Origin of the sequence: Haladaptatus halobius (assembly GCF_020618475.1) — an archaeon.
In the GTDB taxonomy this organism is placed as follows: Archaea; Halobacteriota; Halobacteria; order Halobacteriales; family Haladaptataceae; genus Haladaptatus; species Haladaptatus halobius.
This window is the reverse complement of the sequence record NZ_CP085340.1, coordinates 251,815-271,716: the sequence shown is the minus strand read 5'-3', so window position 1 is coordinate 271,716 and position 19,902 is coordinate 251,815. Positions and strand designations below refer to the sequence as shown.

The following is a 19,902-nucleotide window of genomic DNA, read 5'->3' as shown; positions in this document are numbered from 1 at the left end:
GGTTACGCCTCCTGGACGATATCCGCGAGGTTTTCGAGGGAGTCATTCCACCCTTCGTTGGCATCCTCCGGCGAAATGGCCTCGGGAATCCCTGCTTGACGAGCGGTGACTTCGGTCCCGTCGGGAACATCTTCGAAAGTGACCGTGGTCGTCATCTCGCCGGCCATTCCGGGATCGTCACTCTCGAATTCCTCAGTGTAGACGATTCGCTCGCCAGGGGACAGTTCCTCGTATGTCCCGTGGAACGTATGGGCGTACGATTCCAACTCTTCGATGTCGGCGTTGAACGACATGCGGAAGGTTCCACCCTCCGTGGCGTCAAATTCGTGGATCTCGGCGGAGAATCCCTCCGGCGGGAGCCATGTGGCGAGTTCGTCGGGGTTGACAAAGGCTTCGTAGACTCTGTTTGGTGGGGCCTCGATCACGCGGGTTACGGTAATGCTTCGGTCTTCGTTTGTGGTGGTTTCGTCCATCGATTTGCTCTGGTTGTCAGCGTTATCTATCATTGGTCTTCTTGCTCCAGATGGTCGGCCAACGCGTCGAAGCGGTCCTCCCAGAGCACGCGATACCGAGTCAGCCATCCAAAGGCTTCACTCAGCGGCGCGGCATCAAGGTGGCATCGTCGAACTCGGCCGTCCTTCTCGACATCGAGCAAGCCTGCATCCTCCAACACATGTAGGTGTTTGGAGACTGCCGTCAGCGAGACGTCGTGTGGCTCGGCCAGTTCACCAACACTTTCGGGGCCATCGGCGAGTTGTTCGAGGATCTCCCGGCGGATCGGATGGGCTAATGCCTTGAAGATTACATCGAGATCCAGGTCATTCGCCTGTTGTTCAACCATCCAATCGAATATACGGTTCAGAAGATATTAAACCTATAGGTTAAACGAATTCACTCGTCGATTTGGCGGGGAAAGCGGCTCTTGACAGAAGGAAATGCAGATACACTCTCCCAAGCAGTATAGAGCGTATCTTCTTCCACCTAAATCCGTAAGCGGAAGTGGGCTCCCCCCGGTACCCCCGAATTGATCTGTGCGCAGTGCTTTCTCCTCACTTTCACCCGAATTGTTTTACCATTCAATCCCGGAATAGCAAAGAGTTATAGTGTTGTCATTTGATTATTCAACTATGAAACGATTCCTTCAACAAATTGCCTCACGATTCGTTGCCGACTCTCGCAAGAAAGCAATGTGGTCGCTCACTACGATTCACAATCTCGTTCTCCTCTTCACCGCTGGTCTTGTGATGGCAGCAACTGGGTGGACCATTGCGACGAGTCTCGATATTAGTCCAACTGCCGCTCCAACATCCCTGATCGTCCTTATACCCGCAGTCATCATCGGTTTCGGCAGTGTCTATGGTTCAGTCGCACTGTGGTCCTACAAGAAAAGCCGCTCTGGCAACGGAAAACTTGCATAGTTCACGCCTTCTATCCGCCCGAAGCCGATTTCTACTCCATAACCTCATAAGCAGAATTGGCCACTCCACGGAACCACCATGGTGATCTATGCGAAGTTCGTGATGATATTAATCGCCGACTTCTGTCGCTATTGTTTGACACCGCGATCCGTCAAATCACAATTTAAGTGAACAACACAGTTAATAGTAAATGAGATAACTATTTGTTATGGGTCGGTATTCACGACGGAACCTCCTCGCAGTGGGCGGCGCGTCGATAAGTCTCGGTCTCGTCGGGGCTCAGTCGGACGGATACACCACGGCGCGAATCGCCTCCGTTTTCTCCCCGCTCTCGGGCATCCAAGCGACCGGCAAACCGCTTACCGTACGAAAAACGGTAGCAAGCGAGGACGTCAAGTATCTCCCCAAATCGAATGAAGTCCAAATCGTAATCGCTCGGGACTCCGAGGGGCCGGCCGAGTATTCCACACTGCCGTTCGAGCAGTGGGCCGAACTCGAATGTGGATCGATCGCGACAGAGAAAGTCCAGCAGTACATTAATGGAAACTTTGGTCCACATGAGGACATCTCGTCTGGAACGGGAGGAAACGGACAGCCATACGTCTCGACCGCCCCGAATGGACCAGCTGTGACACGGAAAGAGATCGTGGCGAAACTCCCCAACCACGTGACCGTGACGCTGATGTTCAAAGGGAAGGAGTATACGACAGACATTCCAGTTATCGTAGAAAAGCGCGAACCAGCGGCGCTAGTATAGATTTGATATTTGAGTGAGCATCTGTTAGCAGACATATTTATTCAGTATGAAGCCGATTTTCTTCCGTAGTAAATGGTAGGCGGAAGTAGGAATCACCCCAGTATCCTTGTCTTGGTCTTTGTGCAGGTCGTGGTGCGTATATCGCAGACTCTACTGCATCCAATCGTGAGCAAGGATTTGTTCGGTACGGGCGAACTGTCGATCAGTGAAAATGGGATCGAACACTCCCATGAAAAAATTGAATAGTTGTGGATCAGTAAATTTTAAAAATGGTTGATAAGGACACCGTTCGCCGCAGTTACGATGACCTGGCAGAGACATACGCCGCGGAACGGTCTGAAGCGGGTCGCGGAAAAGATATACTCGACCACTTTCTCAGACTGCTTCCGAAATCGGCGAGTGTTCTTGATGCTGGGTGCGGACAGGGAACACCAGTCCTCCGCCAGCTGAACGCATCGGCAATCGCAGCCGGGCTGGATTTTTCTCGTTCACAACTGGACTTAGCAACAGAGAATGCTCCCCATGCGTCGCTCATACAAGGCGATATGACGAATCTTCCAGTCCAAGACGGTATGTTTGATGCGATCACAGCGTACCACTCGTTGATTCACATTCCACTGGAGGAGCATCAAGCGGTCATCAACGAGTTTGTGCGCGTCTTGCGTCCGAATGGACGATTACTCCTCGCCGAACGTCCGGACGAATGGAGTGGGTCGAATTCTGATTGGCTCGGAACTGGTGTTGAGATGCAGTGGAATATCGCTGGAGCAGAAGCCACACGAGAACAGTTACGGAACGCTGGTTTGATTATCGTAGACGAGTGGGAAATCACCGAGACGTTCGCTGGGGACGATGAGCAGGTCGTGTTCTTCTCGACCCAACTTGATACCTAGGCACGTCTCCTGATCGGCTGATTCAGATCGCATCAAGTAGCTCCTTGACGTAGCGCTTTCCAAGTGCGATCGTGTCGTAATCCTCGGTGCCAATTTCCAACGTCGCTGTGCCAGACCACCCAACGTTTGCGAGTGCCGCGAACACCGTCGCAAAATCTATTCCTGCCATGCTCGGTGGGTGATCGTCGCAAACCGGATCGCGTTCATCTATGGTCTACTCAAGCCGCTCTACTACCCGCTGACACCGATTAATCCACAGCTTTTGATACGCTTCTGGATTGAGGATACGCCCGCTTAGATCACTGATTGTTCGAAGTCCGGCATCTGCACACCAACTAAAGCATTCGAGGTATACCTGCTTGTCTTCCTGCTCGAGAATGCTCTGTTCTTGTGTGACTCGTACTTGTTCGATTCCACCGAGATAAGCGACAAAAGCCCGCATATGCCCATCAAGGAGATATAGCTTTCCGTCATATTCTGCGATCAGAAGTGGATCGTATGAGGGATTGGCTAAATCAAACCACTCAAGGACAGCAGCGAGCTTCTGACTACTGAGATAAAGCTGACTCGGACGCACTGTCTTAATCGGGAGTGTTCGAACCATTGTGTCAGTGTGTGTTCGTTTGCAGTATTCAGAGTTTTTCGAGTGCTGCAGTGTATGTGCGTTCAGATCCGTATCTTACCTCTACCACTTCCCATCCAGTCCCGACCGCTGCTTCTTGGAGTCGGTCAGGACTGAATAGACGGAACAGGAGCGTTTCTCTATCGTTTTTGTACTCTGTATGGTAGACGCGGTACGCAAGACCCGGTGTCGGGTCATCCCGGTATCCAATAATTTCTGTGGTGGCGTCTTGCTCTGGATCGTAGCCGTGTATCAACGCGGTTCCGTCGGATGTCGTCACGAATGCGAGATCGCCCAAGAACTTTCGAAGCCCGGGCATCGATTTGGTGAGGCCGACTTGTGTCCCAAACGCGTATGCTGACTGAAATCGGTCACGAGCAAAGTTCTCACGCAGCTCGAACATGTCGACGTGGCGCACATCCCGAACCCCACGGTCGCGCATTGTCTCGACAAGATATTCGCTGATCTCGATCGCAACTGTCTCGAATTGCTCTTGGAAGTAGAGTGTATCTCGGCCCGCTCCTGCCCCGATGTCAAGCAGTGGGCCGTCGAGCCAGGATTCTTCCCACGCACCAGCGTCGCTTTCGGGATCGAACTCGCCGAAATAGAATTGCTCGATTGGCTGCTCACGGGTTTCGGTGCCGTCGTGGTCGATGAGCGGTTCATCTTGCTCTCCGTGGTAGTGGTCGCGGATCGCGTGACCAAGGGGATCGTCTCGTGACACAATCTGTGACACACTACCAAATATAATAAAACTGGTTTGTTAGTCGGTACCGAATAACGAAGGGTGTGATTGCTAGAGCTACACTTCAATTCGAGTCAGAGGCAATCTGGTAAACGCCGTTGCACGTTTGAACAGACGCGCAACCTTTCCTAATCCAACGTGACCACTAGCTAATATCGTAAACGGAAGTGACCAACCCCCGGGGGACCCTGCTATCGATCTATGCGCAGCACGTGATGCGAATTCACCACTATTTTGCCTATTCTCTGAGAGTGGTTGTTATGGAAGAGCAGCAAAAAGTAGCCGAGTTTATTACAGAGCACGATCTGCAAACACCTCCGGAATTTCGACTCCTTGATTTGGTTTCTGAACTCGGAGAAGTGGCGAAAAACGCGACCGAATCAACCAATTATGGTGACCATCCGAAGCAGCTTGATGTTGAAGCAGACGAAATAGGTGATGTTCTCTTTTCCTTGCTCGCTGTCGCAGAATCGCTTGATATCAATGCGGGTGAAGCACTTGATCAATCTCTGGTAAAATACGGTGAGCGAATCGAAGAGAAAGACAGTCCCTCTTCAGGAGAATAACTCTAGTCAACAATCAGTACATGCGCTGAATTTCTCATGAATAGACTGTGAACGTTAGCTTTGTGGTGCGTCTTTTTCATCGAGCCACGCTATCGTATGTCAATAACAATCATAGGGTGGTGCCTGGTACCTACCCACAATGACGGACACCTTGCATGATGAGATTGACTTTGAGACCAACCTCTCTGTGGATTCTCTATTTCCACGGAAAATGGAAACCACTCGACTCCGTTTCGAACGGCTGTGTAAGGACACCGATTCGATACGAACCCTCTATACTCACCTTGCACAAGGAGAGAACATCGAAGAAGCGACCGAGTACGTCCTCTGGTCACCGCATACCTCGCTCCACGAGACACAATCGCTCCTCAAAGAGGCTGGCGAGCAATGGCGCAATGGCGACGCAGCGAACTATATCGTTCGGCCTCAACCTGGCGAAGATAGAGCAGGTGAATTCGCTGGGAAAACAGAGTTAGCAATCGATTGGTCTCGCCGCGCTGGTGAACTTGCAGTGTACCTCCGCAAGCCGTTTTGGGGACGTGAATATGCGGACGACTGTTTCCATGCTCTGTCAGAGCTTGCGTTTCAGCATCTCGACCTGGAGGTCGTCGAAGCTGAGTGTGCAGTTGAAAACGAACGATCACGCCGATCTATCGAGAAGTTCATTGAGGCACACGGCGGGGACTACGCGGGAGTCCTTCGAAATTGGCGGATTCCTGATGGTGGTGAGCCACTTGATTCTCATCATTTCTCCATCACGCAAGAACAGTATTTCGCTGAGAAGTAGTTTCGCTGTATGTAGTATTGAGCAGGTCAGACCGCTCAGTTGGAAAATAGATTCTATATTGATTACTGAAAACCGGAGATATATAATAACGGTCATCATTTACTGACACTAATGCCCGGTCCAGTGTATCTCCGTAGCGATTCACTTAGCCTGCACACGGTCGAAGAGGAAGATCTTGCGTTCATACAAGAAGGGTTCAACGACCCTCGAATCCGCAATAACGTTGGCCGATACACTCCCTCAAATCACGCACAACAGCAGACGTGGCTCGAAGAACGAGTTACGGAGAGTGAGGACTGCATCTACTTTCTCATCTGCGTCGATCAGACGCTAGTCGGTCTCATCTGGTTGTTCTCACTTGACTATCAACGAGGGAAGAGTGAAATCGGCCTCTGGATTACACCGGACGAATGGGGTAACGGCTACGGAACAGACGCTGTGGCACTCATTGTCGACTATGGATTCAAGCAACTACGTCTCCACAAACTCATTGCATGCGTCCAAGAATCGAACGCTGCCTCAAAGCAAATCTGGGACTCGCTTGGCTTTACACAGGAAGGGTTTCAGCGCGACGAATTCTATTCCGATGGTGAGTATGTGAGCTACTATGACTTCGGAATCCTTGCAGATGAGTGGGATCCAGATGCTATAAACGCTGACGCAGATTTCACGTGATTCCAGGGATGCTGGCCGTTTTCCATGGTACCATCCAGAAGCGAACATTCACCCATCTCTAAGAGGGAAATCGATACCGACTACCGCTCACTTTTTTCTGTTCCTATCTATACGAATGTGTATGGATATTCGTATGTTAGAAGAGGAGCGTGAACGCCAAGAGGCAGCCCCACTCCTCCAACAACTATGGACTGACCGTGACCGTGACGAAATTGTTGCGTGGACCGGCGAAGAAGAGTACCACTTGTTTGGCGGATTTGCTGACGACGAACTTATTGGAGTTGCGGGTGTTGTAATACGAGAACTGCTCCATCATCGACGCCACGCCTGGCTCTACGATCTCGTTGTCGATGAACCCCGGAGAGAAGAAGGCTATGGAACGGAGCTCATTCAGTTCATTGAACAGTGGGCGACCGAGAACGACTGTGAGTATGTTGCATTGGCGTCGCCACTCGCGAAAGAGGAGATCCACCAGTACTATGAGAACCGAGAGTACGACAGGTGGGGGGTACGTTATCGAGAAAGAAATCTAACGAGGGGGTGTATTTATATTCACACTGGGTTTTCTTACGTATGATTCCACACTATGGCGACAAATACGACGCCGAGGCTCTCTTCTAGAGGAGACGACTGAGGTCAATTGACCGACACTATTTAGTCGTTTTGCACCTCGGTTGATGTAACCAATGCCACCGAGGGATCTTTCACAGGAAAAAATCGATGCCGCTATGAGCCGGTTCAAAACGTAGTCCGAGGACGCGAACTGTCCAGGGACGAGCGTTGCCGTAACTGATCAGGACGAAATTATCGTCCGTCGAGGCTTCGGACAGCGGAGCGTAGACACCGAGAAGCCCGCGACGGCAGACACCCTCTATGCTGTCGGCTCCGTTGCTAAATCGGTGACCGCTTTGGCAACGTTGGTTCTTGATGAACGAAATCAACTCGATATCGAAGACGCAGTGTCGGAATACGTTCCCTATTTCGAGGATGCACCTGGGGATCCGATTTCCATCCACCAGTTACTCTCACATACATCGGGCATGCCGAGGGATGATCTCCCGTTCATTGCCACTGAAATCGACGGATGGGATGATTTCCGCACGTTTCTTGATGGGACGATTGACCGACGAAGGACCGATTACCACCAGTGCATCTACTACAATTCCGGGTATGCCGTGTTGGCCCGTCTTGTGGAGGTTGTAACTGGAATGGATTTTCCCTCGTTCGTGGAACGCACGATCTTCGACTCACTTGGGATGTCTCGATCGACCTATGACAGCTCCGTCATCGAAGAGGAGTCAGCCGATGTGATGACACCTTACTTCTCGGAGAACGACGGATTCACAGAGGCTACGCTGGCAGAAAACCCTCTCCTTCACGGCCCCGGTGGGTTACTATCGAGCGTCACGGAGCTAGCAACGTTCTTGCAGGCACATATGGGAGACAATCCAAGCCTGAACAGTGTACCGCTGAAACGATTGCGGACACCGATCGGCACGCTCAAGCGCTTCATTGATGGAACTGAACGTGCCTACGGCTATGGGTGGGAGATCGAACCATTTGACTCGGACACCCTGATCAGCCATGGAGGGGGTACTGGTCGATCTCATCGACCGCTTCATTCGTAATGACTTCTAATGGCTCACCGGGCGCGATGTTGTATCGCGGTGTATACCCGCCGTCAGTGACGACTCGTGCGTCGAAGCGGTTTTCGAGGTCTTGTTGCTGGATGAAGAGTGCAGTTCGCCCACACATAGCTCAAATACGCGCTACAGACCCATCAACGTATGGAAGGAGGGATCAGTAAATCGTTCATGCCAGCATAAGCTTCATAAATTTGATCCTGGTATCCATTCGAATGGAGTTCCGTGAGGCCACAGCTGAGGACGTCGAGTCAGTCCAACGGGTTGCTCGCACATCCTGGCATCAAGCACATGACCATCTCATCGGAGAAGATGCAGTCGACGAAATCCTCGGCATGTGGTACGATCGAGACGCACTTACAGAATCCATTGACCGCGACGACGCCCCGATGTTCCTCGCTGTCGATGATGGCGAAGTTGTCGGCTTCGCTCAGGGAGAACCGAGTAACGATGGGCCTGCTGATGCGGTCGTCGGGAGAATCTACGTCCTTCCGGAGTACTGGGGCAAGGGAGCCGGGACGAACCTCCTGAATCGATTGTTCGACAGTTTTCGGGCGGCGGGCCACGAATCAGTCTGGCTCTCGGTTATGGCGGACAACGACGTTGGGAGATCATTCTATGACAAACACGGGTTCAACGTCCACGAAGAACGGACAGTCGAACTCACCGAGCAGGAAATTGATGACGTCATCCTCGTCCGGGGTCTGTAGGCGTGCCGATTGGCACCCCTCGCTACCAACCTCGAAAGAGAAACGTCAATAAGATTCAATTCCGATCTATATTTAGGCAGCTAATCATACTAAATATCTAGTCCCATCTAATGAGAAGGAACATGAATGTGAGCGATCCCCGAGAGCAATATTCAAATCTAATCGAGGACACGGTTACTGAGCAGGTTGATACTGCGACCTTTGATGCCCTAGCCGACAATGAAGCATTCAACGCGGGGTGGGTCGTCGCGACGGTCGTCCTTGATGACGATGATCGAATCCTCCTAGCATATCATGAAGACGACGGTTCATGGCTGCTTCCTGGTGGTTCCGTGATTCCTGGTGAAGATCTTGCAGAGACCGCTATTCGAGAGGCCAAAGAAGAAACGGGCGTTGAGATTGTCCCTCAACGCCCGTATGCAGTGGTACAAAATCGGGTTGAGTGCAATGGTCGAACTCGGTCATTCAACGTTGTTCTGTTCTCGGCCTCTCCTACGTCACCCGAGATTGGGGAGGATCTTGGCGAACCAGGTGAGCCGATTACTGATGCAGAGTGGTTTACGACACTCCCATCAAACGTATTCGAACGTGACCTAGCACAACGGGTCGTCGAACGAGTTCAGTCAACCAAATAACATTCTCTCTGTACTCTCAGACCACTATTGGATTCACACTTACTCTGAGTGACCTTCACCAGCGATAATTCGACCATCAATGCAAGGAGTAAGTCCATGTTCATGAGCGTAGTCGAGCAGCGCTTCGTATTGAATACCCCACTCATCAATCACATGCTCGTCTGAGAGTGGCGAAAATTCACCATCCCACTGCACGACAAACCCCGGCGCAGCAACGGTATACTCTCGATTTGGATCGAGAACTCTACTATTCACAGTTACTTGATGAACCGATTCATTCTGTAGGTCCCAGGTGACGTGCATTCCACTGAAGTGCCCCCACCATGGCAATTCTGGTGGCGCGTGTTCGGGACAGGTCATGTTCTCGAGGAGGGTGTGGATCTCGGCACCGCTGACTTCAAGCGTATAGAGCTGGCCCTCAAATGGGGAGATGCCAATAACATCTGCGACCGTTACCTCACCAGCAAGTGGAGGGCCATCACGAATTCCACCCGTATCGGCCACACTGACATCTGCACCAGTCGCCCATCGATACGCATCTGTCACAAAATTCGCGATACGACACTCGCCTCCATAGCGAGTGTATTGGTCACGGTGAATCGGCTCCTTGACGGTTGCAATCATCTCGGTCAACCCTGCCTCATCCATTCGCTCACGAAGACGGTTTGCAACGTGCTCATCAAGAGGGCCATCAGCGACAGAATGCGAAGTAGTCGTAATATGATCGCTCAAATTCACCTCCCAGATGGAGCGACCCGTTGCACCGGGACGAAGCAGGACTGTACCAGCAATATGCTCACACCGCTCTGAATGCACGTGCCCACCAAGAACCACGTCAACAGGTGTTGATTCGGCGATTTCACGTTCATACTCTTCACGAAGATGCGCGAGAACCACAATGTGATCCATATCTTCTGCCTGAAGCGCCGTGATCGCATCCTGAACAGCGGTGACAGGATCAGTGATTGTCAGCCCAGCGTTGGAATGAATGTCTGCAGTCTCAGGATCAGTCACCCCCGTGAGCCCTATTCGTGTCCCAGCACGTTCGATAACAAGCGTCGATGGAACCTCCGCGAATGCGGCGTCACCATCAGTGATGTTTGCGCTGAGCCAGACCTGAGGCGAGTCGTGAATGAGTTCTTGTGTGATATTGGGCCCGAAGTCAAAGTCGTGATTCCCGAACGTCTCTGCGTCAGGTGTGACTGCAGTAAAGAAGTCGAGTGATTGTCGTCCTTCGCTGACGAGTGCTAGCACTCCTGGCGCAGTATTATCACCAGTCCCGAGAACCAGCGTGGTGTCATCACGAAGCGCCTGGATCGTGCCGGCAAGTCGTCCGATTCGGTCGGGTGAATCGTAGGCGTTCTCAACATCCGAATAGTGGAGAAGACGAACTCCCATTTCATCCATCTTCTCTCCGCAGCAGATTAAAGATGGTACTCATGCCTATAACTGTACTCGGTACTGGATCCGGATGATCTCGTTCAATTTCTGTCCTTCCTTAGATGTTGGCGCATGCGGACAGCGTGGTTTGCAATACTCTCGTCGAACGAATTCGAGCAAGTTCGGATTCTCAATAGATCTCAATAATTTTACAGAAATAGTGTTCGCCGAACGTTCAAGCACCCAACTATCGTGGCTGAAAATTAATGGCGACGCCACAGAAATACCGTAGGCCTCGTGATCGGTGGTTGCGATGGTGACAGTTGCATCTGATCGCCACCATTCGCTTCGACAGCGCCTTGCTGTCTTGCAAAACCAGCAATTTCGGTATTTACTCACGGGCCGGACGATCAGCATCCTCGGTGATGGATTGTATAACGTCGCGGCAATGTGGCTCGTGTTCGAGCTCACAGGCTCGACATTCTATACAGGACTCGCTGGCTTTCTCGCCCAAGCACCAGGCATTCTCCAATTTCTCGTTGGACCGCTCGTTGATCGAGCACAACTCGATCGTGTCCTTTTCCTGTCCGAGGTCGTCCAAGGTATTCTCGTCCTTCTGATCCCGCTGGCTGCCTTTCTCAATCACCTGAATGTCTACGCAGTGTTGGTGGTGATGCCATTGCTGGCGATAAGCAATCTCTTTGCTGGACCGGCCCAACAGGCAACACTCCCTCGACTCGTCGACGATGAACGCCTTGTCCGCGCAAATTCCGTGTTTTCTGTCGCGACAAAGGCCGTTGACGCAGCGGCCAAAGGCGTGGCAGGCATCCTTATCGCATTCATCGGTGCTGTTTCCCTCTATCTTGTGAACGCGGGGACCTTCGCTGTGACTGCGATTTGCTTTGGGATACTTTCAGTGCCACATCGAACGGCTGAGACAACTGATTTCGATCTCACAACGTATCGAGCAGAACTTCTCGACGGCATTACAGTGTTAATAGAATCAGTCGCTGGCCATATGCTGATTGCAAGCTTGATGGCCAACTTTCTCATGGGCGTGACGCTGGCGATTTTACCTGCCTTTGCCGCTCATATTGGTGGAGCGGAGACATATGGCTTGTTGCTTGCAGGGCTCACGATTGGTGTTGTCCTCGGTTCGGTGAGTGCGTCGATGGTTGATCATCTTCCACTCGGCTGGCTCACGATCGGTGGGTTCGTCTGTTCAAGCGTCCTCTGGCTCGGTGCAATCGTAATTCCAGGGCGCGTACCCACCATACTCCTGTTGACTGTCTCACGCATCCCGATCGGCATCTACAGTGTTTGTGTGCTTGCGGTCTTGCAAACGGCCATTCCGAACGAACTTCTTGGTCGCGTGACAGCTGTTATCAGCAGTGCAACAAATATCGTTGTTCCTGCTGGCTTGCTCTGCGGCGGTGTGCTCGGAGAGTACATCAGCAGTGAATCAGTCATGGTTGCAGGTGGGATTGGTATTTTTCTGATGGCGATGTACTGGCTTCTCGTCCCATCCCTTCGTCGATTTGAACCACCAACCACCGTGGCATCAGGCGCGTTTGGCGGTGAATAGGATAGACCCGTCAGAATAAGTGACTCAACGTAGAATTCGACGTCTGTTTCTCCTAGTGAAGACTACCAAGCAGAATCAAAGCGATCGATTCACCACGCAGATTATGACGTGATTTTGATCAGTTCCAAAAAGTATGTCACACCATCTCTTGGACAGGTAGTTATGTATCCCACAAAGCACGCCTCTGAGGCGCCTAGTGATGGTGTTCGTGAGACTGCCGTCGATGCACTCAGCACGCTCGCAAGCGAACATCGCATTGCAATCCTGCGTGCACTAGCGACTGCCGAGAAGCCACTCACGTTCTCGGAACTCCGTGAACGGGTCGGCATCCGTGATACTGGCCGTTTCAATTACCACCTCTCAAAGCTTCGTGAGCGGTTTGTCCATGAGACTGACGACGGGTATGATCTTGGGCATGCTGGTGAACGTGTCATTCTTGCCGCTGCTGATGCCGATTCTGAGAGTGCTAGTGCACGTGCCGAAGCATCTGAGAACACAGCGAATGAGGTCTGCCCCGTTTGCAACGAGAAAGAATGTAACCGACTCATCCACGTTCATCTTGCCAATCGATAGTTACGGTCGCCGTCAGAATCCGACGGATCGGTTCCGAACCGGAGAAGACTCTGTCTCAACCCAGCTGCATGAAGCTAATCTCCTGCCGCCTAATGCTCTAAGTGGAAGTGGATATCCACCGGGGGTGCCAATCTAATCTATGTGCGATCGCTGCTTCAAAATCAGTGACGGCTCAAAACGTGTGGTTCGTTCCTCACACGGCGACCATTAGGTGTTGATTAGGTGAGCGCAGCTAAAGAACACTATTCGAATATGAACAAAACGGCAGCAGCGGCCACTCCGAGGGCGAGTATAAACTGCATATTGGTAAATAACCCATGCTACCCGCCCGCTTTCGCTCCAATCGATTTCGAATGGTTCCTTGCCACGGAAAACACTAACATCAGCAAAAATGGACAGCCACCCGCTAGCTCCGCCAACAAAGAGAGCCAATTTGTTTATTGACATGACTGCCACCGTCAACTGACTCAATCAAATAGTGAAGCAAACACTACCGTCTTATTTGTTGGCGAGCCAGCCATTCCACGGATCAACACCGAGAAGCTTCCGCCCGAGTGGTGTCAGGGTCGGTTGCTCGAACGCCTCTGCCTCGTACTCTCGCGGATCTCCAGGGAACTGAGATTCACCGTTGATCATTGGGACTGTTTGGTTTTGGAACGACTCAACCCTACGCTCGCGCTCCGCGACATTCCCCCACTTTGCCGGCTCCATCAAGATATACTGGGCAAGACGAGGTTTGTCCGCTAGATTTCGCCCGTTCCCGTGTGCAAGTAGTCGATCCCAGATAAGAAGGTCACCTTTCTCTCCCTCGGGCTTGACGATTTCATGGTCATCGAGGTCGGGGACAACTTCCTGAGGGCTATACGGATCCGCGTCATCCGGTATATTCTTCCGATACTCATCGATTTTTTCGTAAATGGATGGGACGCACTGAAACCCTCCTTGATTGGCGTTTGTATCCTCCAAGTATAGCACACCCTGCACGCCGTTGGGAACTGGTCGCGGATCAGGAACATCGGAAAGGTCGAAGTCCCAGTGGATAAATTCGTTATCTAATTCCGAGAACTCCTCACGTCCCGGAGGAGTCATGTTCACTCGATCGATGCTGACCCAGAGTTCTTCTTCATCAAGTAGTTCGGCGAATGCTTGGTAGACAAGCGGATGCTGGCGTGTATCCCACATTGACTGATGATGGTACATCTCAACCATTCCGCCAACACTTCCTGAGAAGTATTCATCCATTCCGTCGGGCGGTTCGTACCATGTGTCTGGGTCATCTGGATCATGACCAAGAAATTCCCACGTCGCATTTACTACTCGATCACAGTACTTTTCGGGGACAACCTTCTTGATAATGGTATATCCTTGTCGTTCGAACTGTTTGCGCATCTCGTCGGTTATCAGCATCTTGATTTCGGAGACTTACCATATCAACTTAAAAATTATGCGACTAATATGACTGTTGAGTTTCTAAGGTTTTATTCGATTCAGCGATGTCGTAGCGTTAGACTGGTAGAAAACTGACATTGGAACACCTCGGAAGAATGTTTTCACCATGATTCCGTGCCACTGTTCCCCTCTATTTATTTTTACTACTCGTGTATTTATCATTCTTCTAATTATATATATATATATATATAAATATTTATATTATAATATAAGATTTTTATAATCATGATTATTGGGAATTCTTCTCATTATGTCGCTAGATGAGAAGCTGAGGGATACAACTATATTACAAGGAAAGCGACGAGTGCTCTCAATCTTCTCAAGTTATTATACTCACATCCGGAATCGATTTCTCTATGAAATCATAAGCGGAAGTGGACTTCCCACGGGACCCCCGACTCGATCTATGCGCAGTTCGTAGTGCGGATTTATCACTGAATAGTGTTTCATCGTAAAATATGGGTTACCTGCCAAGGGGATCGAGGCATCAGTTTCCCTCCTAGCATGTCATTGTGGTATGGGCTGGGGTGACTGCTTCGATCCTCGGAATCGCCTTCGTTGAGGTTATTCCAACCCCCGGAATCTACCTCGCTGGGATAGTTGTGCTTGCCATCGTCTTTGCCGGCGGGTATGCAGTGCTGGCAATCGATGTTGCACATCCGTTTGCTATCGTCGCAGCCAGCTCCTTATTTGTGATCGCGGCATTCGATTTATTGAGTACTGGAAGGTGCCTTACGATGGGCTGTTCGACGCCGCCAGGATACGACCCGTGGAGCAACCTCAAAGTCTTTCTCCGCTGGTCAGTTACCGGGCCTACTCTTGAATTATCCAGTGAACCATACCAATGTGCTGTTGCTTGCCCCTATCGCATTGAATTGGTGCCGCTGATTCTCAGCTATGCCGCGGTTTGGTACGGCTTTGAACGCGAATGATAACTTCACGCTCTCTCATCAGCATGAACCCGATTTTCTGCCGCCTAACCTCATAAGTGGAAGTGAACCACCCCCAGTACCCCCTCTTATCGGTCTATGGGCAAACGCTACTCATCTGTCTCCGGTTTTTCATGAGGCCTTTCTCAGCATCGGTACCGTTTGTAACTATGATACAATAGGTGAAATCACACCAGTGAATTCACGGCGATTTCTTATTGGACAGGAAATAGCATTTTTCTTCATCGTCTTGTCGGTAATGCTTATTATTTCGTGAGATCGCAGACGACACTGCTACAATCCTGTTCCTGGAACGCAAACGACGGATGGAGTATGGGTAAAAGTTTACCTATTTGCTATCGCATCCCACAGATGGAACCTACGTGCCGGTACGAGGGAATGTCAATGTCACGTCAACAGTTAGAGCTACTATCGAATCACGAATCGACCGAATACGCACTTTCACCCAGTAATCAACTGAGCAGCTTAAACAGACGAACGGTGCCGGAGAACGGACGCAATAGCACCCGGACGGTGATCGAGAAATGAGCCGTAATCGAATGAATGCCGCCGCATTCAAAGAGAGCCATCCAGAGGCGGATGTCGAACTACCGTACGCGGGATTCGACACGTTCCTTAAAGCTGAGCCGGGGAACGTCGAGAATATCTCTGACGAAGACGATGTTGATGTTGCTGTTCTAGGTGTGCCGTACGACAGTGCAGTTAGCAACCGGCCTGGCGCTCGCTACGGCCCACAGGCCGTCCGCGAAGCTAGTGGTTGGTGGGCATACCTCTCAGGGTACAAAGGCGGACTAACAAATATGGATACGGGAGCGCAGGTCGATTATTCTCAGTTATCCATCGTTGACTGTGGTGATATCCCGGTCTTTCCGATGGACTACGAACTCACAGCCGAGAGTATCACCGCCCATATCGCGACCGCAGCAGAGAACGTGTTCCCACTTATGATTGGTGGTGACCACTACTGTACTTTTCCAGCATTTCGTGGCTTCGCGGCCAGTCGCGATGCCGATTCGGTGGGACTCGTGCAGATAGATGCCCACACCGATACTACCGAAGAGAGCGCCATCTACGGCAAGCACTTTCACGGCTCAAGTACGAGGTTGATCGCAGAGTCCGAGTACAGCGACTACGAGAATATAAGCCAGGTCGGCATCCGCGGTTACGAGAGCCCAGACTTCTTCGAGTTCGCCGATGATACTGGGCTTAATTTGTACACGATGAGGGACGTTCGCGAACGCGGCATCAAGGCAGTTGCGACGGATGCGATCGAAGCCGCGGCAGCGGAGACAGACGCAGTCTACGTTACCTTCGATATCGATTCGGTCGATCCGAGTGTCGCACCGGGAACGGGAACGCCTGAACCAGGCGGACTCGACGCACGTGAGGCTCACGCCATCATGGATATTCTCGGGGGTCACGAGGCGGTCGAAGCCGTCGATCTGATGGAAGTGGCTCCGACGTACGATCCGACCGAGGGTACGCAACGGCTTGCGGCATACCTCCTACTCACGCTTATCGAACGACAGTTCGTCGAGTGAGCGAATACGATGACTGCAATAAATCACTCCCATGTGCAGACTCCTTAATTTCGACGAGAAGTACGGGATCGTCCACTCGCGGATCGACATTGTGATACCTCGATGTTGAAAACTCGCGGGACGAATATATTGTGTTAGTAGAAAGTATTTGTCGAGTATAGGTGCGAATTCTTAAGACAAGAGGGTGGCAATCACGTGCCATGGTCGCATCTAGCATCGATATTGGTATTCTCATCGTGTATATGGCTGGGATGGTCGGTATCGGCTATTGGGGATATAAAAAGTCCGACACCTTGGACGACTACCTGGTCGCGGGACGAAACATCCCGATCTGGATGTATATCCCAGTCATGTCCGCCGTGATCCTCGGCGGTGCTTCGACGATTGGTGGCGGAGGACTCGGTTATCAGCACGGAATCTCAGGAGCCTGGTTAGTCGTCTCGCTCGGCATCGGAACGATCGTCCTCGGCATCTTGATATCGACGAAGCTAGCCAACCTCCGTGCGTTCTCGCTCGGCGGGGTGCTCGAACGGCGCTTTGACAAGTACTCGGGCACGATCGGTGCCGTGATCGCTGGCGTGTACGCGCTTACGATCGCGATTACTCAGACGATCGCGATCGGGAAAATTCTGAGCGTACTCTTCGGAACCAATCAAAGTCAGATGATCATCATTGCCGGTATCATCGTGATTGCGTACACGGCGCTCGGTGGAATGCTTACCGTGACGATCACCGACTTCGTCCAGTGGTGCATCATGACCGTCGGCATTTTCTTCCTCGCGGTGCCGTTCGGGCTCAATTCCATTGGCGGCTTTTCGACGCTGGCCGCCGATCTCGATCCCTCTTTTTTCAGCGTCACGGCCATTGGATGGCGAACCATCGCTGGCTACTTCCTGCTGTACGTGCTCGGTATTATGATCGGCCAAGACATTTGGCAACGCGTGTTCACGGCGAAGGACGCCGACGTGGCGCGAACCGGGACGATTATCGCAGGCGTTTACTCCATCGTTTACGGCGTCACGACGGCATTCCTCGGCATGATGGCCCTCGTGTTGCTCCCCAACCTCCAGGATCCGGAGTTAGCGCTCCCTCGGATGATCCTTCGGGTGATCCCCGTCGGACTCTCCGGCCTGATATTGGCCGGTTTCGTCTCGGCGATGATGTCGACGGCCGATTCCGCGCTCCTCGCTTCGAGTACTCTGCTAACCAACGACGTGTACAAGCGCTTTATCGCCCCCGATGCCTCTGACGCGACATACACGACCGTTTCCCGCGGGCTGATCGTCGCACTCGGCCTGGTCATGATCTATGCGGCCGTCCGTATCGGAAACGTTGTCGATGCGCTCGTGCTTGCATACGACCTGCTCACGGGCTGTATATTCGTGCCCGTGTTCGGCGCGTTCTTCTGGAAGCGGGCGACTTGGCAGGGCGCACTTTCTTCAATCCTGGTTAGTGGTACTGTCGTCATCGCCAGTCTGAGTCTATATGGGTTTGGCTCCGACCTCCCGATTCTCTACGGGCTCGCAGCTAGCTTTCTCACTTTCGTCGTGGTGAGCTACGTTACCGGTCCGCCGGCCAGGGAGAAACTCCAACAGTGGCTGAATGATACCGAGATATCTCCCACAGTCGAATAAATTTTTTGTCTAGTAGTGTTCATTCACGAATAAGTGGAAGTAGACCTACCACGGTACCTCCCAATCGATCTATGCACAGGTCGTAGGGAAACCTGTGCAGGGATTTAATACTCCATGGACATGTGTCTCACTGCCTTCACGAAACAATTATTAATATCACTGTCTAATATAATCATAATGAAACACCACGAAAATGGTCGGTTCTGGCAGCACGTTGTCGGTGATGCCCACACTCGACGTGCCATCATCGTTCCGGTGATCTTTTATTGGTACTCGCGTCTGGCGGGTTTCTGCTTGGAATGGATGTTGACCTCTCGGCCGGCTGGATTGCGGTTGCACTTAGAGTTGCTGTCGTTGCGGGATGGTTGGGTACCGGAATCGGCCCGACCATCGGTTCGCTGTGGCTAATCGGATTCTGGTGGTTTGTTTTCCCACCATTTATTGGCTACCTCAGTGGCGAATGGGTGATTGCCTCCCGATATAGTCATCCAAGGATGATGGATTTCGGCTATACCTCTGCTCGTGCCGAGTTACTTGGGGGACTTGAATATGGTGTCAAGTGGGGGTTTCTATTTGCGGTCATCGGCGGGACACTCGCCTACCTCTCCGGTACCGTTATCAATCAATTGGCAACGCGACTAGGAGCACGTTGACTATTCTGTATCTTTTAGCAAAGACGAAAAGTTGGCTGAAGAGCGTCGGATTTGCTGGCCTCATCCTCCTTCTGGCATCCCTTCGATTCTATTTGGTACGAGATGGCTCCGATCTCGATACGGTACTCATATTCATCGGGATGATCTTTTTCCTTGCAGTTCTCGTGAGAGGGTATTATCGAAGTCGAATCAGAAAGTCATTCTGGTGAATAGGCGCTCTAATCCGCGTGAAGTCGATTCTCTACCACCTAAATCCACATACGACAGTGAACTGACCCCGGAACCCTTGTATCGATCTATGTGGAGTTCGTGGTACAGATAGAGCTGGTAGATCAGATATTTCTCTGATCGTTCACCCTGGTTTTGAGTGAAATCACTCCCTTTCGAAATCAATCTCGTTCGCGTCTCCGATTTCCGTGTCTCTCTTATACAGGACGTAGACGGGGGTTTCAGACGGATAACCCATGAGTCTCGTTGTGCCGTCTGAATCTGTTTGCCGGGGGGTAGATCTGCTCGAGAGACCAGGCTATAATTCAGCGAGAAGTTCTCGGCTTGGGGATGATAGTAGACGACATGAGACATCTGATAGGTGAGTTTGTGAAGCGAGCTTAAATCATCTCAGCGTCCTCATTCGATACTGCTATCGTTTTCTCCCTCGCGGGTGGCTGTTGGCATTCACATTGTGG

General features: G+C 51.5%; 23 protein-coding genes and 1 pseudogene. 16 read left to right on the top strand and 8 right to left on the bottom strand.

The annotated features are described in order from the left end of the window. Positions 1-2: 2 nt before the first annotated feature. Together LIW51_RS34710 and LIW51_RS34705 are read right to left on the bottom strand one after the other, a co-directional pair. Positions 3-506, bottom strand: a complete 504-nt coding sequence (locus LIW51_RS34710; protein WP_227380101.1) for an SRPBCC family protein — start codon at positions 504-506, stop codon at positions 3-5. Beyond that, complete coding sequence (locus LIW51_RS34705; protein WP_227380100.1) at positions 503-841, bottom strand: ArsR/SmtB family transcription factor; 339 nt, start codon at positions 839-841, stop codon at positions 503-505. Before LIW51_RS34705 ends, LIW51_RS34710 begins: the two co-directional genes overlap by 4 nt. Before the next feature lie 286 nt (positions 842-1,127). Between LIW51_RS34705 and LIW51_RS34700 the strand changes: the two genes are divergently transcribed. From LIW51_RS34700 to LIW51_RS34690, 3 genes are all read left to right on the top strand, one after another. Continuing rightward, positions 1,128-1,418: a hypothetical protein gene (locus LIW51_RS34700; protein ID WP_227380099.1), complete on the top strand. Its 291-nt coding sequence runs from the start codon at positions 1,128-1,130 to the stop codon at positions 1,416-1,418. 208 nt (positions 1,419-1,626) lie between these two features. Continuing rightward, positions 1,627-2,175 carry a hypothetical protein gene (locus LIW51_RS34695; RefSeq protein WP_227380098.1) on the top strand — a complete coding sequence of 183 codons (549 nt, stop codon included), beginning with the start codon at positions 1,627-1,629 and terminating at the stop codon, positions 2,173-2,175. Between the two features lie 269 nt (positions 2,176-2,444). Then, complete coding sequence (locus LIW51_RS34690; RefSeq protein ID WP_227380097.1) at positions 2,445-3,068, top strand: class I SAM-dependent methyltransferase; 624 nt, start codon at positions 2,445-2,447, stop codon at positions 3,066-3,068. Positions 3,069-3,090: 22 nt separating this feature from the next. Here LIW51_RS34690 and LIW51_RS34685 read toward each other — a convergent pair whose 3' ends face one another. The 3 genes from LIW51_RS34685 to LIW51_RS34675 are packed head-to-tail and all read right to left on the bottom strand — an operon-like array spanning position 3,091 to position 4,414. After that, the gene (locus tag LIW51_RS34685) at positions 3,091-3,237 is read right to left on the bottom strand and encodes a hypothetical protein (RefSeq protein ID WP_227380096.1); all 147 of its coding nucleotides are present in this window, start codon (positions 3,235-3,237) and stop codon (positions 3,091-3,093) included. Positions 3,238-3,282: 45 nt separating this feature from the next. Further along, positions 3,283-3,672 carry a hypothetical protein gene (locus LIW51_RS34680; protein WP_227380095.1) on the bottom strand — a complete coding sequence of 130 codons (390 nt, stop codon included), beginning with the start codon at positions 3,670-3,672 and terminating at the stop codon, positions 3,283-3,285. A 28-nt stretch (positions 3,673-3,700) separates the two neighbouring features. After that, positions 3,701-4,414: a class I SAM-dependent methyltransferase gene (locus tag LIW51_RS34675; RefSeq protein WP_227380094.1), complete on the bottom strand. Its 714-nt coding sequence runs from the start codon at positions 4,412-4,414 to the stop codon at positions 3,701-3,703. Between the two features lie 281 nt (positions 4,415-4,695). On the opposite strand from LIW51_RS34675, the gene LIW51_RS34670 reads away from it, so the two are divergent. The 5 genes from LIW51_RS34670 (at position 4,696) to LIW51_RS34650 (ending at position 8,091) form a co-directional block, all read left to right on the top strand. Next, positions 4,696-5,001 carry a MazG nucleotide pyrophosphohydrolase domain-containing protein gene (locus tag LIW51_RS34670; RefSeq protein WP_227380093.1) on the top strand — a complete coding sequence of 102 codons (306 nt, stop codon included), beginning with the start codon at positions 4,696-4,698 and terminating at the stop codon, positions 4,999-5,001. A gap of 211 nt (positions 5,002-5,212) precedes the next feature. Next, a complete protein-coding gene (locus tag LIW51_RS34665; RefSeq protein WP_227380092.1) occupies positions 5,213-5,788 on the top strand; it encodes a GNAT family N-acetyltransferase in 576 nt (191 codons plus the stop codon). Positions 5,789-5,899: 111 nt separating this feature from the next. Further along, the gene (locus tag LIW51_RS34660) at positions 5,900-6,463 is read left to right on the top strand and encodes a GNAT family N-acetyltransferase (RefSeq protein WP_227380091.1); all 564 of its coding nucleotides are present in this window, start codon (positions 5,900-5,902) and stop codon (positions 6,461-6,463) included. 133 nt (positions 6,464-6,596) lie between these two features. Continuing rightward, positions 6,597-7,040 (top strand): GNAT family N-acetyltransferase, encoded by a 444-nt coding sequence (locus LIW51_RS34655; protein WP_227380090.1) that lies wholly within the window; start codon positions 6,597-6,599, stop codon positions 7,038-7,040. A gap of 226 nt (positions 7,041-7,266) precedes the next feature. Continuing rightward, positions 7,267-8,091, top strand: a complete 825-nt coding sequence (locus LIW51_RS34650) for a serine hydrolase domain-containing protein (RefSeq protein ID WP_227380542.1) — start codon at positions 7,267-7,269, stop codon at positions 8,089-8,091. On the opposite strand, the pseudogene LIW51_RS34645 reads toward LIW51_RS34650, so the two are convergent. Then, positions 8,057-8,218 (bottom strand): annotated as a pseudogene (locus LIW51_RS34645) (SOS response-associated peptidase family protein); the annotation flags it as partial. The gene LIW51_RS34650 and the pseudogene LIW51_RS34645 overlap by 35 nt on opposite strands. A 103-nt stretch (positions 8,219-8,321) precedes the next feature. On the opposite strand from LIW51_RS34645, the gene LIW51_RS34640 reads away from it, so the two are divergent. After that, on the top strand, positions 8,322-8,816 hold the full coding sequence (locus tag LIW51_RS34640) for a GNAT family N-acetyltransferase (protein ID WP_227380089.1): 495 nt from the start codon (positions 8,322-8,324) through the stop codon (positions 8,814-8,816). A 128-nt stretch (positions 8,817-8,944) separates the two neighbouring features. Further along, the gene (locus tag LIW51_RS34635; protein WP_227380088.1) at positions 8,945-9,451 is read left to right on the top strand and encodes an NUDIX hydrolase; all 507 of its coding nucleotides are present in this window, start codon (positions 8,945-8,947) and stop codon (positions 9,449-9,451) included. A gap of 39 nt (positions 9,452-9,490) precedes the next feature. Here LIW51_RS34635 and LIW51_RS34630 read toward each other — a convergent pair whose 3' ends face one another. Then, positions 9,491-10,849: a bifunctional metallophosphatase/5'-nucleotidase gene (locus tag LIW51_RS34630; RefSeq protein ID WP_368411913.1), complete on the bottom strand. Its 1,359-nt coding sequence runs from the start codon at positions 10,847-10,849 to the stop codon at positions 9,491-9,493. A gap of 295 nt (positions 10,850-11,144) precedes the next feature. On the opposite strand from LIW51_RS34630, the gene LIW51_RS34625 reads away from it, so the two are divergent. Next, positions 11,145-12,416, top strand: coding sequence for an MFS transporter (locus LIW51_RS34625; RefSeq protein WP_227380086.1), 1,272 nt, complete (start codon positions 11,145-11,147; stop codon positions 12,414-12,416). A gap of 162 nt (positions 12,417-12,578) precedes the next feature. Further along, positions 12,579-12,989, top strand: coding sequence for a winged helix-turn-helix domain-containing protein (locus LIW51_RS34620; protein ID WP_227380085.1), 411 nt, complete (start codon positions 12,579-12,581; stop codon positions 12,987-12,989). A gap of 498 nt (positions 12,990-13,487) precedes the next feature. Here the strand turns inward: LIW51_RS34620 and LIW51_RS34615 are convergent, their stop codons facing one another. Next, a complete protein-coding gene (locus tag LIW51_RS34615) occupies positions 13,488-14,396 on the bottom strand; it encodes a phytanoyl-CoA dioxygenase family protein (protein WP_227380084.1) in 909 nt (302 codons plus the stop codon). A 569-nt stretch (positions 14,397-14,965) separates the two neighbouring features. Between LIW51_RS34615 and LIW51_RS34610 the strand changes: the two genes are divergently transcribed. From LIW51_RS34610 to LIW51_RS34595, 4 genes are all read left to right on the top strand, one after another. Continuing rightward, the gene (locus LIW51_RS34610) at positions 14,966-15,370 is read left to right on the top strand and encodes a hypothetical protein (protein ID WP_227380083.1); all 405 of its coding nucleotides are present in this window, start codon (positions 14,966-14,968) and stop codon (positions 15,368-15,370) included. 542 nt (positions 15,371-15,912) lie between these two features. Further along, on the top strand, positions 15,913-16,929 hold the full coding sequence (speB, locus tag LIW51_RS34605) for an agmatinase (RefSeq protein WP_227380082.1): 1,017 nt from the start codon (positions 15,913-15,915) through the stop codon (positions 16,927-16,929). Between the two features lie 200 nt (positions 16,930-17,129). Continuing rightward, on the top strand, positions 17,130-18,563 hold the full coding sequence (locus LIW51_RS34600) for a sodium:solute symporter family protein (RefSeq protein WP_227380081.1): 1,434 nt from the start codon (positions 17,130-17,132) through the stop codon (positions 18,561-18,563). 266 nt (positions 18,564-18,829) lie between these two features. Beyond that, complete coding sequence (locus tag LIW51_RS34595; RefSeq protein WP_227380080.1) at positions 18,830-19,216, top strand: hypothetical protein; 387 nt, start codon at positions 18,830-18,832, stop codon at positions 19,214-19,216. The last annotated feature ends 686 nt before the right edge of the window (positions 19,217-19,902 follow it).

Coding starts and splice junctions, on each gene's coding strand:
- LIW51_RS34710 (WP_227380101.1), bottom strand. CDS start 506: ATGATAGATAACGCTGACAACCAGAGCAAATCGATGGACGAAACCACC.
- LIW51_RS34705 (WP_227380100.1), bottom strand. CDS start 841: ATGGTTGAACAACAGGCGAATGACCTGGATCTCGATGTAATCTTCAAG.
- LIW51_RS34700 (WP_227380099.1), top strand. CDS start 1,128: ATGAAACGATTCCTTCAACAAATTGCCTCACGATTCGTTGCCGACTCT.
- LIW51_RS34695 (WP_227380098.1), top strand. CDS start 1,627: ATGGGTCGGTATTCACGACGGAACCTCCTCGCAGTGGGCGGCGCGTCG.
- LIW51_RS34690 (WP_227380097.1), top strand. CDS start 2,445: ATGGTTGATAAGGACACCGTTCGCCGCAGTTACGATGACCTGGCAGAG.
- LIW51_RS34685 (WP_227380096.1), bottom strand. CDS start 3,237: ATGGCAGGAATAGATTTTGCGACGGTGTTCGCGGCACTCGCAAACGTT.
- LIW51_RS34680 (WP_227380095.1), bottom strand. CDS start 3,672: ATGGTTCGAACACTCCCGATTAAGACAGTGCGTCCGAGTCAGCTTTAT.
- LIW51_RS34670 (WP_227380093.1), top strand. CDS start 4,696: ATGGAAGAGCAGCAAAAAGTAGCCGAGTTTATTACAGAGCACGATCTG.
- LIW51_RS34665 (WP_227380092.1), top strand. CDS start 5,213: ATGGAAACCACTCGACTCCGTTTCGAACGGCTGTGTAAGGACACCGAT.
- LIW51_RS34660 (WP_227380091.1), top strand. CDS start 5,900: ATGCCCGGTCCAGTGTATCTCCGTAGCGATTCACTTAGCCTGCACACG.
- LIW51_RS34655 (WP_227380090.1), top strand. CDS start 6,597: ATGTTAGAAGAGGAGCGTGAACGCCAAGAGGCAGCCCCACTCCTCCAA.
- LIW51_RS34640 (WP_227380089.1), top strand. CDS start 8,322: ATGGAGTTCCGTGAGGCCACAGCTGAGGACGTCGAGTCAGTCCAACGG.
- LIW51_RS34630 (WP_368411913.1), bottom strand. CDS start 10,849: ATGGGAGTTCGTCTTCTCCACTATTCGGATGTTGAGAACGCCTACGAT.
- LIW51_RS34625 (WP_227380086.1), top strand. CDS start 11,145: ATGGTGACAGTTGCATCTGATCGCCACCATTCGCTTCGACAGCGCCTT.
- LIW51_RS34620 (WP_227380085.1), top strand. CDS start 12,579: ATGTATCCCACAAAGCACGCCTCTGAGGCGCCTAGTGATGGTGTTCGT.
- LIW51_RS34615 (WP_227380084.1), bottom strand. CDS start 14,396: ATGCTGATAACCGACGAGATGCGCAAACAGTTCGAACGACAAGGATAT.
- speB (WP_227380082.1), top strand. CDS start 15,913: ATGAGCCGTAATCGAATGAATGCCGCCGCATTCAAAGAGAGCCATCCA.
- LIW51_RS34600 (WP_227380081.1), top strand. CDS start 17,130: ATGGTCGCATCTAGCATCGATATTGGTATTCTCATCGTGTATATGGCT.